The 19,669-nt window shown below is 67.7% G+C and carries 19 protein-coding genes; 14 read left to right on the top strand and 5 right to left on the bottom strand.

Going from position 1 to position 19,669, the window contains the following annotated elements; all coding sequences use genetic code 11:
• Together FYM52_RS19115 and FYM52_RS11565 are read right to left on the bottom strand one after the other, a co-directional pair.
• On the bottom strand, positions 1 to 1,160 hold a 1,160-nt coding region (locus FYM52_RS19115), incomplete at its 3' end, for a methyl-accepting chemotaxis protein (RefSeq protein ID WP_154164200.1).
• 166 nt (positions 1,161 to 1,326) lie between these two features.
• Positions 1,327 to 1,950, bottom strand: a complete 624-nt coding sequence (locus tag FYM52_RS11565) for a chalcone isomerase family protein (RefSeq protein WP_154164199.1) — start codon at positions 1,948 to 1,950, stop codon at positions 1,327 to 1,329.
• A 404-nt stretch (positions 1,951 to 2,354) separates the two neighbouring features.
• Here FYM52_RS11565 and trpE point away from each other — a divergent pair, with 404 nt between their 5' ends.
• From trpE to FYM52_RS11525, 8 genes are all read left to right on the top strand, one after another.
• Positions 2,355 to 3,854, top strand: coding sequence for an anthranilate synthase component I (gene trpE / locus FYM52_RS11560; protein ID WP_162524705.1), 1,500 nt, complete (start codon positions 2,355 to 2,357; stop codon positions 3,852 to 3,854).
• A complete protein-coding gene (locus tag FYM52_RS11555) occupies positions 3,851 to 4,204 on the top strand; it encodes a chorismate mutase (protein WP_154164197.1) in 354 nt (117 codons plus the stop codon). The genes trpE and FYM52_RS11555 overlap by 4 nt, the downstream gene beginning before the upstream one ends.
• A complete protein-coding gene (locus FYM52_RS11550) occupies positions 4,201 to 4,782 on the top strand; it encodes an aminodeoxychorismate/anthranilate synthase component II (RefSeq protein ID WP_154164196.1) in 582 nt (193 codons plus the stop codon). The genes FYM52_RS11555 and FYM52_RS11550 overlap by 4 nt, the downstream gene beginning before the upstream one ends.
• 148 nt (positions 4,783 to 4,930) lie before the next feature.
• A complete protein-coding gene (gene trpD, locus FYM52_RS11545; protein WP_042417531.1) occupies positions 4,931 to 5,965 on the top strand; it encodes an anthranilate phosphoribosyltransferase in 1,035 nt (344 codons plus the stop codon).
• Positions 5,966 to 6,014: 49 nt separating this feature from the next.
• Positions 6,015 to 6,650: a hypothetical protein gene (locus FYM52_RS18775; protein WP_179954948.1), complete on the top strand. Its 636-nt coding sequence runs from the start codon at positions 6,015 to 6,017 to the stop codon at positions 6,648 to 6,650.
• A gap of 55 nt (positions 6,651 to 6,705) precedes the next feature.
• Positions 6,706 to 7,506 carry an indole-3-glycerol phosphate synthase TrpC gene (gene trpC / locus FYM52_RS11535; RefSeq protein WP_154164195.1) on the top strand — a complete coding sequence of 267 codons (801 nt, stop codon included), beginning with the start codon at positions 6,706 to 6,708 and terminating at the stop codon, positions 7,504 to 7,506.
• Positions 7,507 to 7,720: 214 nt separating this feature from the next.
• Positions 7,721 to 8,440 (top strand): uracil-DNA glycosylase, encoded by a 720-nt coding sequence (locus tag FYM52_RS11530; protein ID WP_154164194.1) that lies wholly within the window; start codon positions 7,721 to 7,723, stop codon positions 8,438 to 8,440.
• A gap of 7 nt (positions 8,441 to 8,447) precedes the next feature.
• Positions 8,448 to 8,714: a DUF2798 domain-containing protein gene (locus tag FYM52_RS11525; RefSeq protein ID WP_045265932.1), complete on the top strand. Its 267-nt coding sequence runs from the start codon at positions 8,448 to 8,450 to the stop codon at positions 8,712 to 8,714.
• A gap of 25 nt (positions 8,715 to 8,739) precedes the next feature.
• Here the strand turns inward: FYM52_RS11525 and FYM52_RS11520 are convergent, their stop codons facing one another.
• The gene (locus FYM52_RS11520) at positions 8,740 to 9,645 is read right to left on the bottom strand and encodes a DMT family transporter (protein WP_154164193.1); all 906 of its coding nucleotides are present in this window, start codon (positions 9,643 to 9,645) and stop codon (positions 8,740 to 8,742) included.
• Between the two features lie 322 nt (positions 9,646 to 9,967).
• Here FYM52_RS11520 and FYM52_RS11515 point away from each other — a divergent pair, with 322 nt between their 5' ends.
• From FYM52_RS11515 to FYM52_RS11500, 4 genes are read left to right on the top strand one after another with little or no spacing between them, the layout of a single operon-like run.
• The gene (locus FYM52_RS11515; RefSeq protein WP_154164192.1) at positions 9,968 to 10,897 is read left to right on the top strand and encodes a siderophore ABC transporter substrate-binding protein; all 930 of its coding nucleotides are present in this window, start codon (positions 9,968 to 9,970) and stop codon (positions 10,895 to 10,897) included.
• Complete coding sequence (locus FYM52_RS11510; RefSeq protein WP_197504838.1) at positions 10,881 to 11,882, top strand: ABC transporter permease; 1,002 nt, start codon at positions 10,881 to 10,883, stop codon at positions 11,880 to 11,882. Before FYM52_RS11515 ends, FYM52_RS11510 begins: the two co-directional genes overlap by 17 nt.
• 4 nt (positions 11,883 to 11,886) lie before the next feature.
• Positions 11,887 to 12,888 carry an iron chelate uptake ABC transporter family permease subunit gene (locus FYM52_RS11505; RefSeq protein ID WP_202981138.1) on the top strand — a complete coding sequence of 334 codons (1,002 nt, stop codon included), beginning with the start codon at positions 11,887 to 11,889 and terminating at the stop codon, positions 12,886 to 12,888.
• On the top strand, positions 12,885 to 13,643 hold the full coding sequence (locus FYM52_RS11500; protein ID WP_154164191.1) for an ABC transporter ATP-binding protein: 759 nt from the start codon (positions 12,885 to 12,887) through the stop codon (positions 13,641 to 13,643). Before FYM52_RS11505 ends, FYM52_RS11500 begins: the two co-directional genes overlap by 4 nt.
• Before the next feature lie 112 nt (positions 13,644 to 13,755).
• On the opposite strand, the gene queA is transcribed toward FYM52_RS11500, so the two are convergent.
• Complete coding sequence (gene queA, locus FYM52_RS11495) at positions 13,756 to 14,844, bottom strand: tRNA preQ1(34) S-adenosylmethionine ribosyltransferase-isomerase QueA (protein WP_154164190.1); 1,089 nt, start codon at positions 14,842 to 14,844, stop codon at positions 13,756 to 13,758.
• 223 nt (positions 14,845 to 15,067) lie between these two features.
• Between queA and FYM52_RS11490 the strand changes: the two genes are divergently transcribed.
• Positions 15,068 to 16,222, top strand: a complete 1,155-nt coding sequence (locus FYM52_RS11490) for a diguanylate cyclase (protein ID WP_154164189.1) — start codon at positions 15,068 to 15,070, stop codon at positions 16,220 to 16,222.
• Between the two features lie 13 nt (positions 16,223 to 16,235).
• On the opposite strand, the gene FYM52_RS11485 is transcribed toward FYM52_RS11490, so the two are convergent.
• Positions 16,236 to 17,426 carry an HD-GYP domain-containing protein gene (locus tag FYM52_RS11485; protein ID WP_154164188.1) on the bottom strand — a complete coding sequence of 397 codons (1,191 nt, stop codon included), beginning with the start codon at positions 17,424 to 17,426 and terminating at the stop codon, positions 16,236 to 16,238.
• A gap of 95 nt (positions 17,427 to 17,521) precedes the next feature.
• Between FYM52_RS11485 and recG the strand changes: the two genes are divergently transcribed.
• A complete protein-coding gene (gene recG / locus FYM52_RS11480) occupies positions 17,522 to 19,645 on the top strand; it encodes an ATP-dependent DNA helicase RecG (protein ID WP_154164187.1) in 2,124 nt (707 codons plus the stop codon).
• Positions 19,646 to 19,669: the final 24 nt, after the last annotated feature.

Genomic DNA, 19,669 nt, shown 5'->3' with positions numbered 1-19,669 from the left:
CGCGCGGCCTCGACGGCGGCGTTCAGCGCCAGGATGTTGGTCTGGAAGGCGATGCCATCGATCACGCCGATGATGTCGGCAATGCGCTGGCTGGCGCTGTTGATGCCGCGCATGGTCGTGACCACCTCCTGCACCACCTGCCCGCCCTGCTGCGCCACCTGGCTGGCGTTGAGCGCCAGCTGGTTGGCCTGGCGCGCGTTGTCGGCGTTCTGGCGCACCGTGCTGCCCACCTGTTCCATGGAGGCGGCGGTCTGCTCCAGGGCGCTGGCCTGTTCCTCGGTGCGGCCGGACAGGTCGTGGTTGCCCTGGGCGATTTCCTGGCTGGCCAGGGTGACGTGTTCGGCACTGTGGCGCACGCCCTGGACAATCCCGGCAAGGTTGGTGCGCATGTGCTCCAGGCCCTGGGCCACGCTGCGGGCGTCGCCGCGGTGGGCGATCGGGGTGCTCAGGTCGCCCTGGGCCATGCGCTCGGTACCGGCCAGCAGCGCGGCCGGCTCGTCGCCCAGCTGGCGCAGGATGCTGCGCGAGATCAGCCAGCCCAGCAGCACCAGCAGCAGCGCCAGTGCGGCGCTGACCGCCGCGGCGCCGATCATGCGCTGCAGGAAGGCGGCGTTGACGGTGTCGATGTACACGCCCGAGCCCACGACCCAGCCCCAGGGTTGGAAGCCCATGACGTAGGAGATCTTTTCCACCGGTTCATCGCTGCCGGGCATCGGCCACAGGTAGCTGTGGAAGCCCGCGCCGTCCTTCTTGACGATGTTCACGAAGTCGATGAACAGCGCCCGCCCGGTCGGGTCCTTGTTGCCGCTGACATCCTGGCCGTTCAGTTGCGGACGCACGGGGTGCATGATCATGCGCGGGTGCATGTCGTTGACCCAGAAGTATTCATTGCCGCTGTAGCGCAGCGCGGCCAGGCTTTGCAGGGCCCGGGCCTGGGCTTCTTCGGTGCTGATCTTGCCCTGTGCGGCCTGCTGGTGGAAGTGGGCAATCAGGCCGTGGGCGATTTCCACGGTCTGGCGCACCCCGTTCTGGCGCTCCTGCAAGAGCAGGCTGCGTTCGGAAAGGCTCAGGCCGGCCCCCAGGGCCAGCAAGGTCAGTATGGCCATGGCCACCAGTCCGCCCAGGCGGCGTGTGACCGTGATGTGCTGAAGCAGTCGCATGGAATCTCCCCTTGATCATTCTGTCTGCGCGCGCCCTGACCTGCATGGGCAGGCCAGGGAAAAGTGAGGGGCTACTTTGTCAGCGATTGCTGCGATGTGTTTTGCGTAGAAACAAGCTTGTCGAATGCGGCGGATTGCGTTAGTTACCGCTGGTCGGCGCGCCGTCTCAGGGCGCGGCGGCCAGCAGCGCCTGCTTGAGGCCGCGGTCCGCGGGCTTGGGGCCCAGCCAGATGCCCAGCATCGCCTGGTAGAACTCGGGCTCGGTGAATTCGGCCGGCTCGGGCTTGCCGTTGACGCTGATCACCATGCCCTTGCCGGGCAGCCAGTCCAGGGTGAAGCGGTCGCCGGCCTTGAGTTCCTTGTGGCGGTTGAAGACCTCGCTCATGCGCACCACGCCGGGAATCAGCTTGGAGAACTGCTGCTTGTCCATGTTGTCCTCCATGCCATGGGCGAACAGCGTGCCCAGCTCTGCGGCGTTGATGCTGCGCAGCATGCTGACGCTGATGCGCTTGGGGCCGGTCAGCTGGCCGATGGCCTCCAGCGAGGCCGTCGGCTTTTCCAGGTACAGCGCCGCCGAGTAGACCTTGAAGATGGCCTTGTAGCGGATGCCGGCCCCGTTGCGCTGCAGGTTGTGGCCGTCCACCTGCACCGTGGCCGGGTGCACGGCCAGTTCCGCCGGCTCGCTGCCTTGGGCCAGGGCGGGCAGGCTGGCGCTGCCGGCCACGACCAGCAGGGCCAGGGCCCACCGGCGCAGGCGTGACAGCGGGAGAAGGCGCGGGGCAGCAGGCATGGTGACGTCTCCGGGTTCAGGTGTTGTTGGCACGACCGTGCTTTTTGACGGTCATTGTCGGCCGGACACGGGGTGCCCCACAACTACCGGCCGGGTGGTTTGCGGGAAAACGCCCTCGGGACTAACGCGCAAGCGGCGAGGCCCACCATCGCCGGCCAGCGCTTGGGGGCGGTGGTGCAATGCGCTACACTTGGCCGCTATGTTCATTCACTACGTGTTCATCACAGGTTGCGCGGACCGGGGAGCCTGGCCCTGGCGTAAGCCTGCCGCCATGACCGTCTGACCGCGCCCGTTTGCACGGGTGCACCCTTGTCCGCCACCGCCGCGGACGGTGTGAATGAAGCGCAGCGCCTGCCACCTTGGACGATGGCACCGTGCGTTGCCCCAACTGGGAACCCTGCTCTGTGATCACAGAACTTGAATTCAAAAGCCTGGCCAACGAAGGCTACAACCGCATCCCCCTGGTTAGCGAGGCGTTTGCCGACCTCGAGACCCCGCTGTCGCTCTACCTCAAGCTGGCCCATGCCCAGGGCGATGGCAAGCACAGCTTCCTGCTGGAGTCCGTGGTCGGTGGCGAGCGCTTTGGCCGCTACAGCTTCATCGGCCTGCCGGCGCGCACTTTCCTGCGCTCCAGCGGTTTTGGCGCGGCGGCCCAGACCGAGGTCGTGACCGATGGCGCGGTGGTGGAGACGCATGCTGGCAATCCGCTGGACTTCATCGCCGCCTACCAGCAGCGCTTCCGTGTGGCCCTGGTGCCGGGCCTGCCGCGTTTTTGCGGCGGTCTGGCCGGCTACTTCGGCTATGACGCCGTGCGCTATGTCGAGAAGAAGCTGGAGCAGTCCTGCCCGCCCGACACGCTGGGCACGCCCGACATCCTGCTGCTGCTGTGCGAAGAGGTGGCGGTGATCGACAACCTCTCGGGCAAGCTGTACTTCATCGTCTATGCCAACCCGGCCGAGGCCGAGGCCTTCAGCCGCGCCAAGAAGCGCATGCGCCAGCTCAAGGAGCAGCTGCGCTACTCGGTCAGCGTGCCGCAGATCAAGGGCGGCGACAGCCACCCGGCCGAGCGCAGCTTTGCCAGGGCCGACTACCTGGCCGCCGTGGAACGCGCCAAGGAACTGATCGCGGCGGGCGACTTCATGCAGGTGCAGGTGGGCCAGCGCATCCACAAGCGCTACACCGAGTCGCCGCTGAGCCTGTACCGCGCGCTGCGCTCGCTGAACCCCAGCCCCTACATGTACTTCTACAACTTCGGTGACTTCCAGGTCGTGGGCGCCAGCCCCGAGATCCTGGTGCGCCAGGAGAAGGTGGAAGAGGGCGAAAAAATCACCATCCGCCCCCTGGCCGGCACGCGCCCGCGTGGTGCCACGCCGGAGAAGGACAAGGCCACCGAGCAGGAGCTGATCGCCGACCCCAAGGAGCGGGCCGAGCACGTGATGCTGATCGACCTGGCGCGCAACGACATCGGTCGCATCGCCAAGACCGGCAGCGTCAAGGTGACCGAGGCCTTCGTGGTCGAGCGCTACAGCCACGTCATGCACATCGTCAGCAATGTGGAGGGCATCCTCCAGGACGGCATGACCAGCATGGACGTGCTCAAGGCCACCTTCCCGGCCGGCACGCTGTCGGGCGCACCCAAGGTGCACGCCATGGAGCTGATCGATGCGCTGGAGCCGACCAAGCGCGGCATCTACGGCGGTGCGGTGGGCTATCTGAGTTTTGCGGGCCACATGGACATGGCCATCGCCATCCGCACTGGCGTCATCAAGGATGGCACGCTGTACGTGCAGGCGGCGGCCGGCGTGGTCGCCGATTCGGTGCCCGAAATGGAATGGAAAGAGACCGAACACAAGGCCCGCGCGGTCTTGCGGGCGGCGGAACTGGTAGAGGAAGGTCTGGAATGAGCCGAGCCATCGACAATGTGAAGCAGTGCCAGAGCATGGCCGAGGTGCGCGCCGGCGTGAATGCGCTGGACGACATCCTGGTGCCCTTGCTGGTGGAGCGCAGCGGCTACATGACCCAGGCGGCGCGTGTGAAGAACGACGAAGGGCTGGTGCGCGATGAAGCGCGCATCCAGGCCATCGTCGACCGGGTGCGGCCCATGGCCGAGGCGCAGGGCGGCAGCCCCGACCTGATGGAGCGCCTGTACCGCGCCATGATGGAGTGCTACATCGACTACGAACACCAGGAGCTGGCGCGCCTGCGCGCCGCCGGCCTGGCGCCCAAGGACGACAGCGCGGGGAGTGCGGCATGAAGCTCTTGATGATCGACAACTACGACAGCTTTACCTACAACATCGTCCAGTACCTGGGCGAGCTGGGTGCGGACGTGACCGTGGTGCGCAACGACGAGGCCACGCTGGACGAGGTGATCGCCCTGGTGGCCGAACAGGGCATCACGCGCATCGTGATCTCGCCCGGGCCGTGCTCGCCGGCGGAGGCGGGCATTTCGGTGGCGGCCATCCAGCACTTTGCGGGCAAGCTGCCGGTGCTGGGCGTGTGCCTGGGCCACCAGAGCATTGGCGCGGCCTTTGGCGGCGACATCATCCGCGCGCAGCAGCAGATGCACGGCAAGACCAGCGTCATCACCACCGACCAGCAGGGCGTGTTCGCCGACCTGCCTGCGCAGTTCACCGTGAACCGCTACCACTCGCTGGTGATCGACCGCAACACCCTGCCCGAGTGCCTGACCATCACCGCGACCAGCGAGGATGGCGAAATCCAGGGTGTGCGCCACAAGACGCTGGCCGTGGAGGGGGTGCAGTTCCACCCCGAGAGCATCCTGACCGAGCATGGTCACGCCATGCTCAAGAACTTCCTCGACCAGAAGTGACACCCGGGCCGCACTGCCACCCAGCAGGCGGCCTTTTGTTTTTGAGAGCTGCTGGCGCGCTTTGTCTCTGGTTTTCCAAGCCATAACTATCTGAAAGCCGCAAACAGCCAGCGCAGGCAGCTTCGCAACCGATAGCACAGGATCCACCATGCCCCGCATCACCCCCCAGGAAGCGCTGCAGCGCACCATCGAACACCGCGAAATCTTCCACGACGAAATGCTGGAGCTGATGCGCCAGATCATGCGCGGCGAGCTCTCGCCGGTGATGACGGCGTCCATCCTCACCGGCCTGCGCGTGAAGAAGGAAACCATTGGCGAGATCTCCGCCGCCGCCGAGGTGATGCGCGAGTTCTCGAACAAGGTGCATGTGCACGACCGCACGCACCTGGTGGACATCGTCGGCACCGGCGGTGACGGCGCCAACACCTTCAACATCTCCACCTGTGCCACCTTCGTGATCGCCGCGGCCGGGGGCAAGGTCAGCAAGCACGGCGGGCGCAGCGTCAGCAGCAAGAGCGGCAGCGCCGACGCCATGGAAGCCCTGGGCGTGAACATCATGCTCGCGCCCGAGCAGATCGCCGACTGCATCCGCGACGTGGGCATCGGCTTCATGTTCGCGCCCAACCACCACCCGGCGATGAAGAACGTGGCCCCGGTGCGCAAGGAACTGGGCGTGCGCACCATCTTCAACATCCTGGGCCCGCTGACCAACCCGGCCAGCGCCCCCAACATCCTGATGGGCGTGTTCCACGAAGACCTGGTCGGCATCCAGGTGCGTGCCCTGCAGCGCCTGGGCGCCGAGCACGCGCTGGTGGTCTATGGCCGCGACGGCCTGGACGAAATCAGCCTGGGTGCCGGCACCCTGGTGGGTGAACTGAAGGACGGCGTGGTGCGCGAGTACGAAATCCACCCCGAGGACTTCGGCCTGCGCATGGCCGGCACGCGCGCGCTGAAGGTGGAGACGCCCGAGGAATCCAAGGCCATGCTGATGGGCGTGCTGCAGGGCGAACAGGGCCCAGCGCGCGACATCGTCTGCCTGAACGCCGGCGCGGCGCTGTACGCGGCGAATGTGGCGGCGTCGATCGAAGACGGCCTGCAGCGTGCCCAGGCCGCGCTGGACAGCGGCGCAGCACTTCAGAAATTGAAGCAGCTGGTGGCCTACAGCGGCGCGTTGACGGCCTGAACCGCGTGGCCGCCGTCCTGCCTGCGGTGGTGCATCCGGCACGGCGCTGATGCCCACGGCCCCGCCCCCCGACCCGTACCCGCCGCTGGGCACCGTGCTGCGCCAGGTGCAGACCGATGCCGAGCTCTGGCTGCCCGCGCGGCTGGCCCACGGCCGCCCGGGCCGGCTGTGGCGCGGGGAGCAGGCTCCGATGTGGCAGGTGCTGCTGTTTGCGCTGGGGGCGGTGCTGGCGTTCCGGCAGGTTTGGGCGCTGACGGTGGCGCTGGCCGTGGCCAGCGGGGGCGTGTACCGCTGGCGCCACCCGCGCGATCCGGCCGAGGACCTGGGCCTGCCCCTGGAATGGAACGGCTGGCGCATCGATGTGGCGCAGCGGACGCTGGCGCGCATCGGCGCCCCCGCCGATCCGCGCGCGCAGCCGATGGACGTGCTGCAGCTGGAGCCGGCCACCGCCTGGAGCCTGGGCGTGCTCCCTGGCGATGTGCAGGATGCCCGGGCGGTCCATGCCTGGCAGCTGGAATTGCGCCACCAGGGGCGCGGCCCCGTGGTCACGCTGTGCGTGGTGCGCAGCAACTCGGGCGCCCAGACGGTGCAGCAGGACGTGGATGCGCTGGTGGACGCTTTGGTGGCGCGCCTGGGCATCCGCCGCTCGGGCTCGCGGCTGGTGCCGCCAAAACGCCGACAATAGACCACAAGGCGGTCTGCCCCCGCGGCAGGCCCGCCACCGAACACAAGGAAAACACATGTCCGACATTCTGAAAAAAATCTGCGACGTCAAAGTGCAGGAAGTGGCCGCCGCCAAGAAGGCCACGTCGCTGGCCGAGGTGCGCCGCGATGCGGAAAGCCGTGTCTCCACGCGCGACTTCGTGGGCGCCATCCGCGCCAAGATCGCCCAGGGCCAGGCCGGCGTGATTGCCGAGATCAAGAAGGCCAGCCCCAGCAAGGGCGTGATCCGCCCCGACTTCGATCCCGCCGACATCGCCCAGAGCTACATGGTGGGCAACGGCAAGCTCAGCGCGGCCTGCCTGTCGGTGCTGACGGACCGCCAGTTCTTCCAGGGGCAGCCTGACTATCTCAAGCAGGCCCGCGCGAGCACGCTGCTGCCGGTGCTGCGCAAGGATTTCATGGTCGATCCCTACCAGATCTACGAATCGCGCGTGATGGGCGCCGACTGCGTGCTGCTGATCGCCGCCTGCCTGGACGATGCGCAGATGGCCGAGATGGAGCAGATCGCGTTCAGCCTGGACATGGCCGTGCTGGTGGAGGTGCACGACGGCGCCGAGCTGCAGCGCGCGCTGCGGCTCAAGACGCCGCTGGTGGGCATCAACAACCGCAACCTGCGGACCTTCGAGGTGGACATCCAGACCTCGATCATGCTCAAGCCCGAGGTGCCGGCCGACCGCCTGCTGGTGACCGAATCCGGCATCCTGAGCACGACCGATGTGAAAACGATGCGCGACGCCGGCATCGACGCCTTCCTGGTGGGCGAGGCCTTCATGCGCGCCAAGGAACCCGGCGAGGCGCTGGCCAAGCTGTTCGCCTGACGGCAGGCGGGGCAGCGGGCCTGTGCCCGTCTGCGCGCCCGCCAGCCCGCGGGCCGTGGCCGTGACTGCGACCGTCGCAGCCCGCCCGAGTGGCCGGCGCATGGTAGTGGGGGCACTGGCGGCAGGCGCCGTACGCGGTGGGCCGCCAGGCACTCTCCAAGCAGGAGCAGTCAGCGCTGGCCCCTCCAGCTTTTTGTAGAGAAAACGTTCTGAAATGACCGATACACCTGCGCAAACCGCTACGCAATTGATGAGCGCCGACCCCGGCGACTGGCGCGTCGCGCCCGGCTGGCAAGGGGTGGTCGATGCCTACTTCGCCTCGGCGACCGGCCAGCAGCTGCTGGGCTACCTGCAGCAGCGCCTGGCGGCGGGTGCGGTCATCTTTCCGCCCCAGCCGCTGCGGGCGCTGGAGCTGACGGCGCCCGAGGACGTGCGCGTGGTCATTCTGGGCCAGGACCCCTACCACGGCCGGGGCCAGGCCGAGGGGCTGGCGTTCTCGGTCGCGTCCGGCGTGCGCATGCCGCCGTCGCTGCTGAACATCTTCAAGGAAATGCAGCGCGACCTGGGCGTGCCGTTTCCACCCTTCCCGCAGCCCGGGGGCTCGCTGGTCAAGTGGGCGCACAACGGCGTGCTGCTGCTCAACACCTGCCTGACGGTGGAAGAGGGCCAGGCCGCCAGCCACAGCAAGCGTGGCTGGGAGGTGTTGACCGATGCCGTGATCCGCCAGGTGGCCGAGCAGGGCAAGCCGACGGTGTTCATGCTCTGGGGCAGCCATGCCCAGTCCAAGCGCGTGCTGATTCCCGCCGACCGTGGCCATCTGGTGCTGATGAGCAACCACCCCTCGCCCCTGTCGGCGCTGCGCCCGCCCGTGCCCTTCATCGGCAACGGCCATTTCAGCCAGGCGCGCGATTTCCGCCAGCAGCACGGATACTGACGGGCCTATGTCGACACCCTCGCCCTATATCGTTGGCCGCATTCCCAAGCTGCCGCCCAAGTACGCCCTGATCGTCATGCCACTGCTGATGTCCGGAATGATGTCCGGCATCATCTGCATGGTGAACCTGGTGCGCGCCCTGGGCTGGAGCCGCGCGGCCCTGGCCGCCTGGCCCGGCACCTGGCTGCTGGCCTGGGCCGTGGCCTTCCCGACGGTGCTGCTGGTGATCCCCGTGGTCAAGCGCATCACGGGGCGGCTGGTGCGCCTGTCCTGAGGCCGAACCGACGGCGGCGGGCCGGCTAGCCCCGGCCGCGCACGCTGAGCCAGATATTGACCAGACCGCAGCCCAGGATCACCGCGATCCCGGCCAGGGACAGCCCGTCCGGGCGCTGGTCGAAGAACAGCCAGCCCATCAGCATGGCGAAGCCGATCTGGCTGTAGAGGAAGGGCGACACCACCGACGGCGTGGCGTGGATGTAGGCCTGCAGCAGCAGCAGGTGGCCCACGCCGCTGCACACGCCCATCAGGCCCACGGCGGCCCAGACCTGCCAATGGGGCACGGGCTCCCACAGCCAGGGGATCAGCGGGGCCGTCGCCAGCACCGGCAGCCAGGTGGTGTACAGCTGGGTGGTGGTGGGTGGGTCCAGGCGCGCCAGGCGGCTGCCCAGCAACTGGTAGGTGGTGCCGCACAGCAGCACGCCGACCGGGGCCAGGGCCATCCAGCCCAGGGGCAGTCCATCCTGTTCGGGGCGGACGATGGCGATGACAGCAATCAGCCCGATCACCAGCAGCGTCCAGCGCACGGCGCTCACTTTTTCACCAAACAGCAGGGCCGAGGCGACCACGATCAGCAAAGGGCCGGCCGACCACACGGCGGTGAAGTTGGCCAGCGGCATGTGCTGGATGCAGTAGAAGGCGAACACCGTGGTCAGCACCCCGCTGAGCGCGCGGCCCAGCTGGAACTTCGGGTGCTGTGTGCGCAGGGCGCGCAGGCCCTGGCGCGGCAGGACCACGGCCGTGGTCACCAGTGCCTGGGCCACGAAGCGCAGCCAGACCACCATCAGCATCGGCAGGAACTGGCCGGAAAATTTGGTGCCGCTGTCCAGCAGCGCGAACAGGGCGCAGGCCGCGACGGTCAGGGCGATGCCGGTCAGCGCGGCCCGGGCGGGGGAGATGGCGGGCGCACACCCGGAGACGGAGGACATCCAGTCCACCCACTTTCTGCAAAAACATCCCCGCAGCCACGGCGGGGGCGGCGGGCGGCAGGACCGCCCGGGTGCGGGCGCCCCATGCGGCCGGCACGGCTGGCGATTGTAGGGGCTGGGGTGGCGGTGCCGGGCGGTGGCGCGGGCCGGTGGCCGCGCCGCTGTCGGGGCGGTGACACCGGGTGCCCGGGACTGATCTGCATCAGCGTGGCGCGGCTTTGCGCAACTTTACAAAACCCATACCAGTCTTATTGAGAATTATTCTCATAGAATGGGCCGCAGTGCCGGTGGGAAGTGCCGGCCTTGAACAAGGGAAGAATTGATGAACGGCTTGTTGACGCGCCGCCATGTGCTGGGTGGCTTGGGAGTGCTGGTAACCATGCCCTGGGCGGTGGCCCAGACGGCAGAGACCTTGAAGGTGCAGGACAACACGGGCGAGGTGAGCGTGCCGCGCCGGCCCAAGACCGTGCTGGTGTTCGACCTGGGCGCGCTGGACATCATCCAGTCCCTGGGCGGCGAGGTGCAGGGCGTGCCCAACCAAGCCGTGCCCGAGCTGCTGCACAAGTACCGCGACAGCGCCAAGTACCCGCAGATCGGCAGCCTGTTCGAGCCCGATTACGAAAAGGTCAAGGCCCTCAAGCCCGACCTGATCATTGCCGGCAACCGCACCCTGCCCAAGATCGACGAGCTCAAGAAGTTCGGCCCGGTGCTGGATGTGACCATCGACAACCAGAACCAGATGGCCCACGTGTACCGCAACATCCGCAGCATCGCGGCCATCTATGGCGTGCCCGACCAGGGCGAGCAGCAGATCCAGTCGATCGAGGCGGCCATCGCCGAGCTGAAGGCCAAGGCCGCCGGCAAGGGCGGGGCGCTGTTCCTGATGACCAACGGCGGCAAGCTCAGCGTCTACGGTCCCGGCTCGCGCTTCGACATGCTGTACTCGGTGTTCGGCATCAGCCCCACCAAGGACAAGATCGAGGTGTCCAAGCACGGCCAGGCCGTGTCCTTTGAATACCTGCTCAAGGCCAACCCCGACTGGCTGCTGGTGCTGGACCGCGATGCCGCCATCGGCAAGGACGGCGATGCGGCCAAGAAACTGCTGGACAACAAGTTGGTGCACGCCACCAAGGCCTGGCGCCAGCAGCGCGTGGTCTACCTGAATGCGGCCAACTGGTACACGCTGTCCAACGCGGGCCCGGCCGCCCTGAAGGAGAACCTGAAGCAGCTGTCCGATGCCTTCTCCGCATAAGCACACACCCGCCGGGCGCATGGCGCTGGCGTGGACAGGGGCCCTCGTGGCCCTTTTTGCTTTGGCGCTGTGGAGCCTGGCGGTCGGCGTCAGCGACGTGTCGTGGAACACGCTGTGGTCCCGCCACGAGGACGACATGGTGGCCCAGGTGCTGATGTACGCGCGCGTGCCGCGCACGCTGGCGCTGATGCTGGCGGGCAGCGCCATGGCCGTGGCCGGCCTGCTGATGCAGATGCTGGCGCGCAACCACTTTGTCGAGCCGTCAACCATGGGCACGGTCGAGTCGGCCACCCTGGGCATGCTGGTGTGCATGCTGTGGGCGCCGCAGTGGTCGGTGCTGGCCAAGATGGGGGTGTCGGCGGTGACGGCCATGGCCGGCACGGCCCTGTTCATGGCGGTGCTGTCGCGCATCCGCCTGCGCTCGGCCTGGATCGTGCCCCTGGTGGGCCTGATCCTGGCGGGCGTGCTGGAGGCCGCGGCCACCTTCCTGGCCTACCAGTACGACATGCTGCAGTCGCTGCGTGCGTTCTCGAATGGCGATTTTTCCGTGGTGGTCGAAGGCCGCTACGAGCTGCTGTGGCTGTCCCTGGGCGTGACGGTGCTGGCCTGCCTGGCGGCCGACCGCTTCACGGTGGCCGGGCTGGGCGAGTCGTTCGCCACCAACCTGGGCCTGAACTACCAGCGCCTGGTGCTGCAGGGGCTGATCGTGGTCTCGGTGGTCACGGCCTGCATCGTGGTGACCGTGGGCGCGATCCCGTTTGTCGGCCTGATCGTGCCGAACGTGGTGCGCCTGGTGCTGGGCGACAACGTGCGCCGCAGCGTGCTGTGGGTGGCCCTGGCCGGGGCGGCGCTGACGCTGCTGTGCGACCTGTTTGGCCGTCTCGTCATCGCCCCGTATGAAGTGCCCGTGGGCACCGTCATGGGCGTGGTGGGCAGTGCCTTGTTCCTGGTGATTTTGCTGCGCCGCCGGGCGCGGCCGGAGTGACGCCATGGCTGGCGATGCAAGCAAGGCCCTGCAGGCCGGGGTCTGGACCCGCAACTGGTCGCGCCAGGGCGTGCGCCTGATGGCGCTGGCGGTGTTGGCGGTGGTGACGCTGCTGGCCTTCATGACGCTGGGCGTGGAGGCCGACTGGGCCTTCGTGCTACAGCACCGGGGCACCAAGGCGCTGACCATGCTGGTGGTGGCCTGTGCGCTGGGCATGTCCACCGTGGTGTTCCAGACGGTGACGCACAACACCATCCTGACCCCTGCGGTCATGGGGCTGGATGCGCTGTACCTGTTCCTGCAGGCGGTGCTGGTGCTGGTGCTGGGCTCCGTGGGCGTGGTGCAGCTGGGCCTGCTGCCCAAGTACGGCCTGGAGATCGTGCTGATGGTGGCCCTCAGCGTGGGGCTGATGCGCTGGCTGTTCACCGGCCACGCCAGCAGCCTGCACCTGATGCTGCTGGTGGGCATGGTGATGGGCATCCTGTTTCGCAGCATGACCAGCTTTGCCATGCGCATGATCGATCCCAACGAGTTCGCGACGCTGCAGGACCGCATGTTCGCCAACTTCAACACCATCCACACGCAGCTGCTGCTGCCGTCGCTGGTGGTGCTGGCGCTGGGTACGGCCTTCTTCTGGCGCCGCCGCCATGTGCTGGATGTGCTGGCCCTGGGGCGCGATGCCGCCGTCAACCTGGGCGTGCACTACCAGCGCCAGGTGCTGCAGCTGCTGGTGGTGATGTGCGCCATGGTGGCCATCTCCACGGCCCTGGTCGGCCCGGTCACCTTCTTCGGCCTGCTGGTGGCCAACATGGCCTACCAGTGGATGGGCACACGCCGCCACGCCTGGGTGCTGCCGGCGGTGGTGCTGTGGGGCTGCGTGCTGCTGCTGGCCGGGCAGGTGGTGCTGGAGCGGGTGCTGGGCTTCAACTCCGCCCTGTCGGTGGTGGTGGAATTTGTCGGCGGGCTGGTGTTCATCTACCTGCTGATGCGCAAGGGTAAGCAATGATCGAAACACGCAAGGTGGTGAAAGTCCACGGAACGACGACCGTGCTGCACGGGGTGGATGTGCAGATTCCGGCCGGCCAGCTGACGGCCATCATCGGCCCCAATGGTGCGGGCAAGAGCACACTGCTGGCCCTGGTCAGCCGCCTGGCGCCGATCACCTCGGGGACGGCCAGCGTGGCCGGCCTGGACGTGGGCAAGACCGCCAGCGACGCGCTGGCCAAGGTGATGGCCATCCTGCGCCAGAACAACCAGTCGGCCCTGCGCCTGACGGTGCGCGATCTGGTGGGCTTTGGCCGCTTCCCGCACAGCAAGGGGCGCATGACGGGCGAGGACCTGCGCCATGTGGACGAGGCCCTGGCTTTCTTGCAGCTGGAGCCGCTGGCCGACCGCTTTCTGGATGAGCTTTCGGGCGGCCAGCGCCAGCGCGCCTACATCGCCATGGTGCTGTGCCAGGACACGCCCTACATCCTGCTGGACGAGCCGCTGAACAACCTGGACATGGCCCACGCCGTCAGCATGATGCGCCTGCTGCGCCGCATGGTGGACGAGCGCGGCAAGACCGTGGTGGTGGTGCTGCACGACATCAACTTCGCCAGCTGCTACGCCGACCACATCCTGGCCATGAAGGACGGGCGCGTGGCCTACGAGGGCTCGCCCCTGCAGGTGGTGCAGGATGCGGTGCTGTCCAGCCTGTACGGGCTGGAGGTGTCGGTGCACGAGGTCAAGGGCCAGCGCCTGTGCCACTACTTCGCCTGAGGTGGTGCTGCTGAAAAGGTGAGCGCCTGGCGCGCATGAAAAAAGGACTTCAAGGTGTTGGTGCCTTGAAGTCCTTTTGCTTTCAGCGCTGGCAGCTATGCTTTTTGCTGGCTCAGCGGCGGCGCTCCAGCAGCATGGAGTCGCCATAGCTGAAGAAGCGGTAGCCCTGGGCGATCGCGTGCTGGTAGACCTGCATGATGTGCTGGTAGCCCGCGAAGGCGCTGACCAGCATCATCAGCGTGCTCTTGGGCAGGTGGAAGTTGGTGATCAGTGCGTCCACCACGCGGAACTCGAAGCCCGGCGTGATGAAGATGTTGGTGTCGCCCGTGATCTGGCCGGTGCGCGCCCAGGACTCCAGCGTGCGCACGCTGGTCGTGCCCACGGCGATGATGCGCCCGCGCCGCTGGCGGCAGCGCTCCAGCGCGGCCAGGGTCTCGAGCGGGATGTTGTACCACTCGCTGTGCATCTGGTGCTCGGCCAGGTTCTCGGTCTTGACCGGCTGGAAGGTGCCCGCGCCCACGTGCAGCGTCACGGCGGCGGTCTCCACGCCCTTGGCCTTCAGCGCCGCCAGCACCTGGTCATCGAAGTGCAGCGCCGCCGTCGGCGCGGCCACGGCGCCGGGTTGGCTGGCGAAGACGGTCTGGTAGCGCTCGGTGTCCTCGGCCGCGTCGGGATCGACCTCGGCGTTCTGCTGGCGCTCGATGTAGGGTGGCAGCGGCAGGTGGCCGAACTGGTCCATCAGCTCCCAGGGCGTTTCGCCGCGGGCGCCGGTCAGGGCAAAGCGGAACAGCGGACCGCTCTCGTCGGGCCAGCGGCCCAGCAGCACGGCGTCAAAGCCGCCGCCCTGGAGGCCGCCGCACAGGTGGATGCGGGCCCCGGGCAGGGGCTTCTTGCTGACCTTCATGTGGGCCACGACTTCGTTGCCCTGCAGCACGCGCTCGATCAGCAGCTCCAGCTTGCCACCGCTGGCCTTCTCGCCAAAGACGCGCGCCTTGACCACCTTGGTGTCGTTGAACACCAGCAGGTCGCCCTCGTGCAGCAGCCCGGGCAGGTCCTTGAAGATACGGTCCACCAGCTCCGGCGCGCGTGCATCCAGCAGGCGGGAGGCGCTGCGCTCGGCAGCCGGGTGTTGGGCAATCAGGTGCTCGGGGAGCACAAAGTCGAAATCGCTGAGCGTGTGCGCGCGGGGGCTGAGAGACATGCGTGTGCTTGAGGGCCTGACAAGCCCGTTCCAAGGTGAAAAAACCAAAGACCGCGATTCTCGCAAATCTGCAGCGCCCTGCGCGGCAACTGGCCGGCAATGTCCCTGATGGCCTCGGGTAAGCCCTAGGCACGAAGACCGCTTCCTTTGATGCGGGTCACAGCTGGGTGGTAAAACATCCTTACACTTGATTACAGACTCCCCCTCTGGATGACTGCACTTCATGGACACCTCTTTCGCATGGGACCAGCATTTCGTGACGGACCTGGATGCCGTGGACGAGCAGCACCATGCGTTGGTGGACCTGTTCAACGAGCTGAGCCAGGGCCTGTTTTCCAAGCGCAGCGACCGTGAGGTGGTGCTGGCCGATACCTACGCGCGCCTGCTGTCGTACACCGAGCACCACTTCCAGGAAGAGGAAGCGCTGATGGCCCAGTACGCCGTGGACCCGCGCCACGTCGAAAGCCACCACAGCATGCACCAGCAGTTCGTGGAGCAGGTCATCATGCTGTGGGCGCAGCGCACCACCATGACCGACCCCGCCACCACGCTGGTCGGCTTTCTGACCTCCTGGCTGGGTCTGCACATCCTGGGCATCGACCAGTCGATGGCGCGCCAGATCAAGTCCATCCGCCAGGGCATGACCCCGGCCGCGGCCTACGACAAGGAGCGCGGCAACCACGACAACGGCACACAGGCGCTGCTGAAGATGATCGGCAAGCTCTACACCGCGCTGTCGGCCCAGAACGCCCAGCTGGCGCTGGCCAACCAGACGCTGGAGGCCCGCGTGGCGCGGCGCACGCGTGAGCTGGAGGCGGCCAACGCCCGCCTCAAGGCCTATTCCTGCACCGACGCCCTGCTGGGCATTGCCAACCGCGCGCACTTCAACGAGCGCCTGGAGCAGGTGTGCGCCATGGCCCGGCGCAGCGTGCGCCCGGTGGGCATGGTGCTGGTCGATGTGGACGACTTCAAACGTTACAACGACCGCTACGGCCACCTGCAAGGCGATGCCTGCCTGCAGGCCGTGGCCCAGGCCATCCAGGGCTGCGTGCACCGCGAGACCGACCTGGTGGCGCGCTATGGCGGCGAGGAATTCGCCGTGATCCTGCCCGACACCGACCTGGACGGCGCCTATGCCGTGGCGCAGCGCATGGTGGAGGCTGTGCGCGCCCTGGGCTGGGTGCATGAAAGCTCGCAGGCGGCCCAGGTGGTCACGATCAGCGCCGGGGCCTACAGCATGGTGCCGACGATCGCCGGGGCCAAGCTGCTGCTGCGGGGCGCCGACGAGGCGCTGTACCAGGCCAAGGGCCGGGGCCGCAATTGCGCCATGAAGCTGCAACTGCTGCAGACCGCCCCCGCCGAGGGCAGCGCGCCCTGAGTAGCACCCGGCCTCAGGCCAGCGCGGTGGCGGCTTTCTGCCACAGGCTGTCCAGGTTCTGAAACGGCCATTGCGCCGGGTCCTCGCGCGACACGATGCGTTCCTCGGGCAGCTGGCGCAGGTCCAGCAGCCGGGCGGGGCGCAGCAGGCGCTGCTGCCCGACGTGGTAGAAGGCCATGACCTGGGGCGTGGACAGGCTGGCCTGCGCGGGGGCGCAGACCACGCCCAGCAGCCCGGACTGCAGGCGCACCAGGCTGCCGATGGGGTAGATGCCCATGGTTTTCACAAAGCTCTCGAACAGCTGCGCGTCCAGGTGGCCGCCGCACCATTCGGACATGCGCTGCAGGGCAATGCCCGGTGACCAGGCCTGCTTGTAGGGCCGGTCCGAGGTGATGGCGTCGTAGATGTCGCAGATCGTGGCCATGCGCGTCAGCAGGGGAATGGCGTCACCGGCCAGCCCCTGTGGATAGCCCCGACCGTCCAGGCGTTCGTGGTGGTGCAGGCAGGCGTGCAGCACGGCGGCATCCTGCACACAGGCCTGCAGCATGGCGTGGCCCCGCACGGGGTGCAGTTTCATCTGCGCAAACTCTGCCTCGGTCAGTGCGCCGGGCTTGTTGAGGATCTGCAGGTCCATGTGTGCCTTGCCCATGTCGTGCAGCAGCCCGGCCATGCCGGCCTGGTGGACCTGGCCCGGGGTGTGGCCCAGTTTCTTGGCCAGCGCCACCATCAGGCCGCAGACCGCCACCGAGTGCATGTAGGTGTAGTTGTCCAGCGTTTTCAGGCGCGCCACGCTGATCAGGGCATCGGGGTGGCGTTCGACGGAGCTGGTGATCTCCTGGACCAGGTTCTGCGCCGTGGTCATGTCCACCGCCTGGCCCATGCGGGCCTCGCTGAACATGTGCATCACGGCGTCGCGGGCTTCGGCGCACAGCGCGGCCGCGCGCTGCACCTCGCTGCCCAGGGTCACCGGACCCTCGGCCGCAGGCTGCGTGGCCGGGGCGGTGGGTGGCGGTGCGGGCAGGTCACGCCCCCGGTCGGTATCGATCCACAGCTCCTGGACCGGGCTGGCGCGCAGCTTGTCCAGCACCTCGGCCTTGTCGAGCAGAAAGGACGTGCGCCAAAACGGGTGTGATAACCATGGCCCGCAGAGCGCATGGACATGCATGCCGATTTCCAGCTGATCAACACGGATTTTTTTGAGCATGGGTCGAAAAGGCGGAGAACGTAACAACTGGATACGCACACGCCCATGGTAGCCTTTTCCCCTCTCCCTGCAATTGCGTCAACTGCTACCGCTCCATGTCCGCCCCCTCCGCATCGCCCGCCAAGAAAACAGCCCCCAGTGCGGCCCTGCAGGCCATGCACAAGCTGGGGCTGGTGCGCGATATCGACCTGGCGTTGCACCTGCCGCTGCGCTACGAGGATGAGACGCGCATCACCCTGCTGCGCAACGCCCGCGATGGCGACACCGTGCAGATCGAGGCCACGGTCACGCAGTGCGAGGTGCAACTGCGCCCGCGCCGCATGCTCAAGGTGACGGTGGACGACGGCACGGGCGAATGCGTGCTGACCTTCTTCAGCTTCTACCCGTCGCAGCAAAAGAGCATGGCTGTGGGCGCGGTGCTGCGCATCCGCGGCGAGGTCAAGGGCGGCTTCTGGGGGCGGCAGATGCTGCACCCCGCGTTCAAGGCCGCCGGCGGCGAGCTGCCCCAGGCCCTGACGCCGGTCTACCCCACGGCGGCCGGCCTGCCCCAGCCCTACCTGCGCCGCGCCATCGCCAGTGCCATGCAGCGCGTGCAACTGCCCGAAACCCTGCCGCCCGGCACGCCGCCGCCGGTGATGAACTATTGGGGTGAAAACGGCCTGCAGCCCTTGATGGGGCTGCGCGAAGCGCTGCATTTTTTACACCACCCGACCCCCGATGTGGCCCTGGCCACGCTGGAAGACCACAGCCACCCGGCCTGGCAGCGCCTGAAGGCCGAGGAACTGCTGGCCCAGCAGCTGTCCCAGTTCCGTGCCAAGCGCGAACGGGCGCTGCTGAAGGCCCCGGTGCTGACGGTGCCCACACCCGCCCCGGGCACGCTGACGCTGGTGGAGCAGTTTCTGCAGCAGCTGCCGTTCGGCCTGACCGGGGCCCAGCAGCGCGTGTGCCGCGAGATCGCCGAGGACATGGCCCGCCCTCTGCCCATGCACCGCCTGCTGCAGGGCGATGTGGGCTCGGGCAAGACCGTGGTGGCGGCCATGTCGGCCATGGTCTGCATCGCCGCGGGCTGGCAGTGCGCGCTGATGGCGCCCACGGAAATCCTGGCCGAGCAGCATTTCGGCAAGCTGGTCGGCTGGCTGGAGCCCATCCTGGCGCCGCTGGGCAAGAAGGTGGCCTGGCTGTCCGGCGCACAGAAAAAGAAGGAGCGCGCCGCCATGCTGGCCCTGGTCGCCAGCGGCGAAGCGGCCCTGGTGGTGGGCACGCACGCGGTCATCCAGCAGCAGGTGGAATTCCACAACCTGGCCCTGGCCGTGATCGACGAGCAGCACCGCTTTGGCGTCGCCCAGCGCCTGGCATTGCGGCAAAAGCTGGCCCATGCCGGGCTGGAGCCGCACCTGCTGATGATGAGCGCCACGCCCATCCCACGCACCCTGGCCATGAGCTATTACGCCGACCTGGATGTGTCCGTCATCGACGAGCTGCCGCCGGGCCGCACGCCCATCGTGACCAAGGTCATCTCGGACAGCCGCAAGGACGAGGTCATCGCCCGCATCGGGGCCCAGGTGGCGGCCGGGCGGCAGGTGTACTGGGTGTGCCCGCTGATCGAGGAAAGCGAGGCGCTGGACCTGTCGAACGCCACGGCCACGCACACCGATCTGAGCGAGGCCCTGCCTGGCGTGATGGTGGGGCTGCTGCACTCGCGCATGCCCACGGCCGAGAAGAAGGCGGTGATGGAGCTGTTCACCGCCGGCATCATGGGCGTGCTGGTGTCGACCACGGTGATCGAGGTGGGGGTGGACGTGCCCAACGCCAGCCTGATGGTGATCGAGCATGCCGAACGCTTTGGCCTCTCGCAGCTGCACCAGCTGCGCGGCCGGGTGGGGCGGGGCGCTGCGGCCTCGGCCTGCGTGCTGCTGTACTCGGTCAACGACAACGGCCGCCTGTCGGACACCGGCAAGGAGCGGCTGCGCGCCATGGCCGAGACCAACGACGGCTTCGAGATCGCGCGGCGCGACCTGGAAATCCGCGGCCCTGGCGAGTTTTTGGGCGCCCGCCAGTCCGGGGATGCTTTGCTGCGGTTTGCCGACCTGGAGCGGGACGTGGCCCTGCTGGAATGGGCGCGCGAGCTGGCGCCCACCATGCTGCAGCGCTACCCGCACCTGGCGGACCTGCACATCCAGCGTTGGCTGGGCGCCAAGTCCGAGTTCCTCAAGGCGTAGGACAAGCGCGGCTTTGGGCGAAAT

The sequence above is a fragment of the Comamonas sp. CAH-2 genome (assembly GCF_009668305.1).
GTDB classification, from domain to species: domain Bacteria; phylum Pseudomonadota; class Gammaproteobacteria; order Burkholderiales; family Burkholderiaceae_C; genus Comamonas; species Comamonas aquatica.
This window is presented reverse-complemented; position numbering and strand designations above follow the sequence as displayed.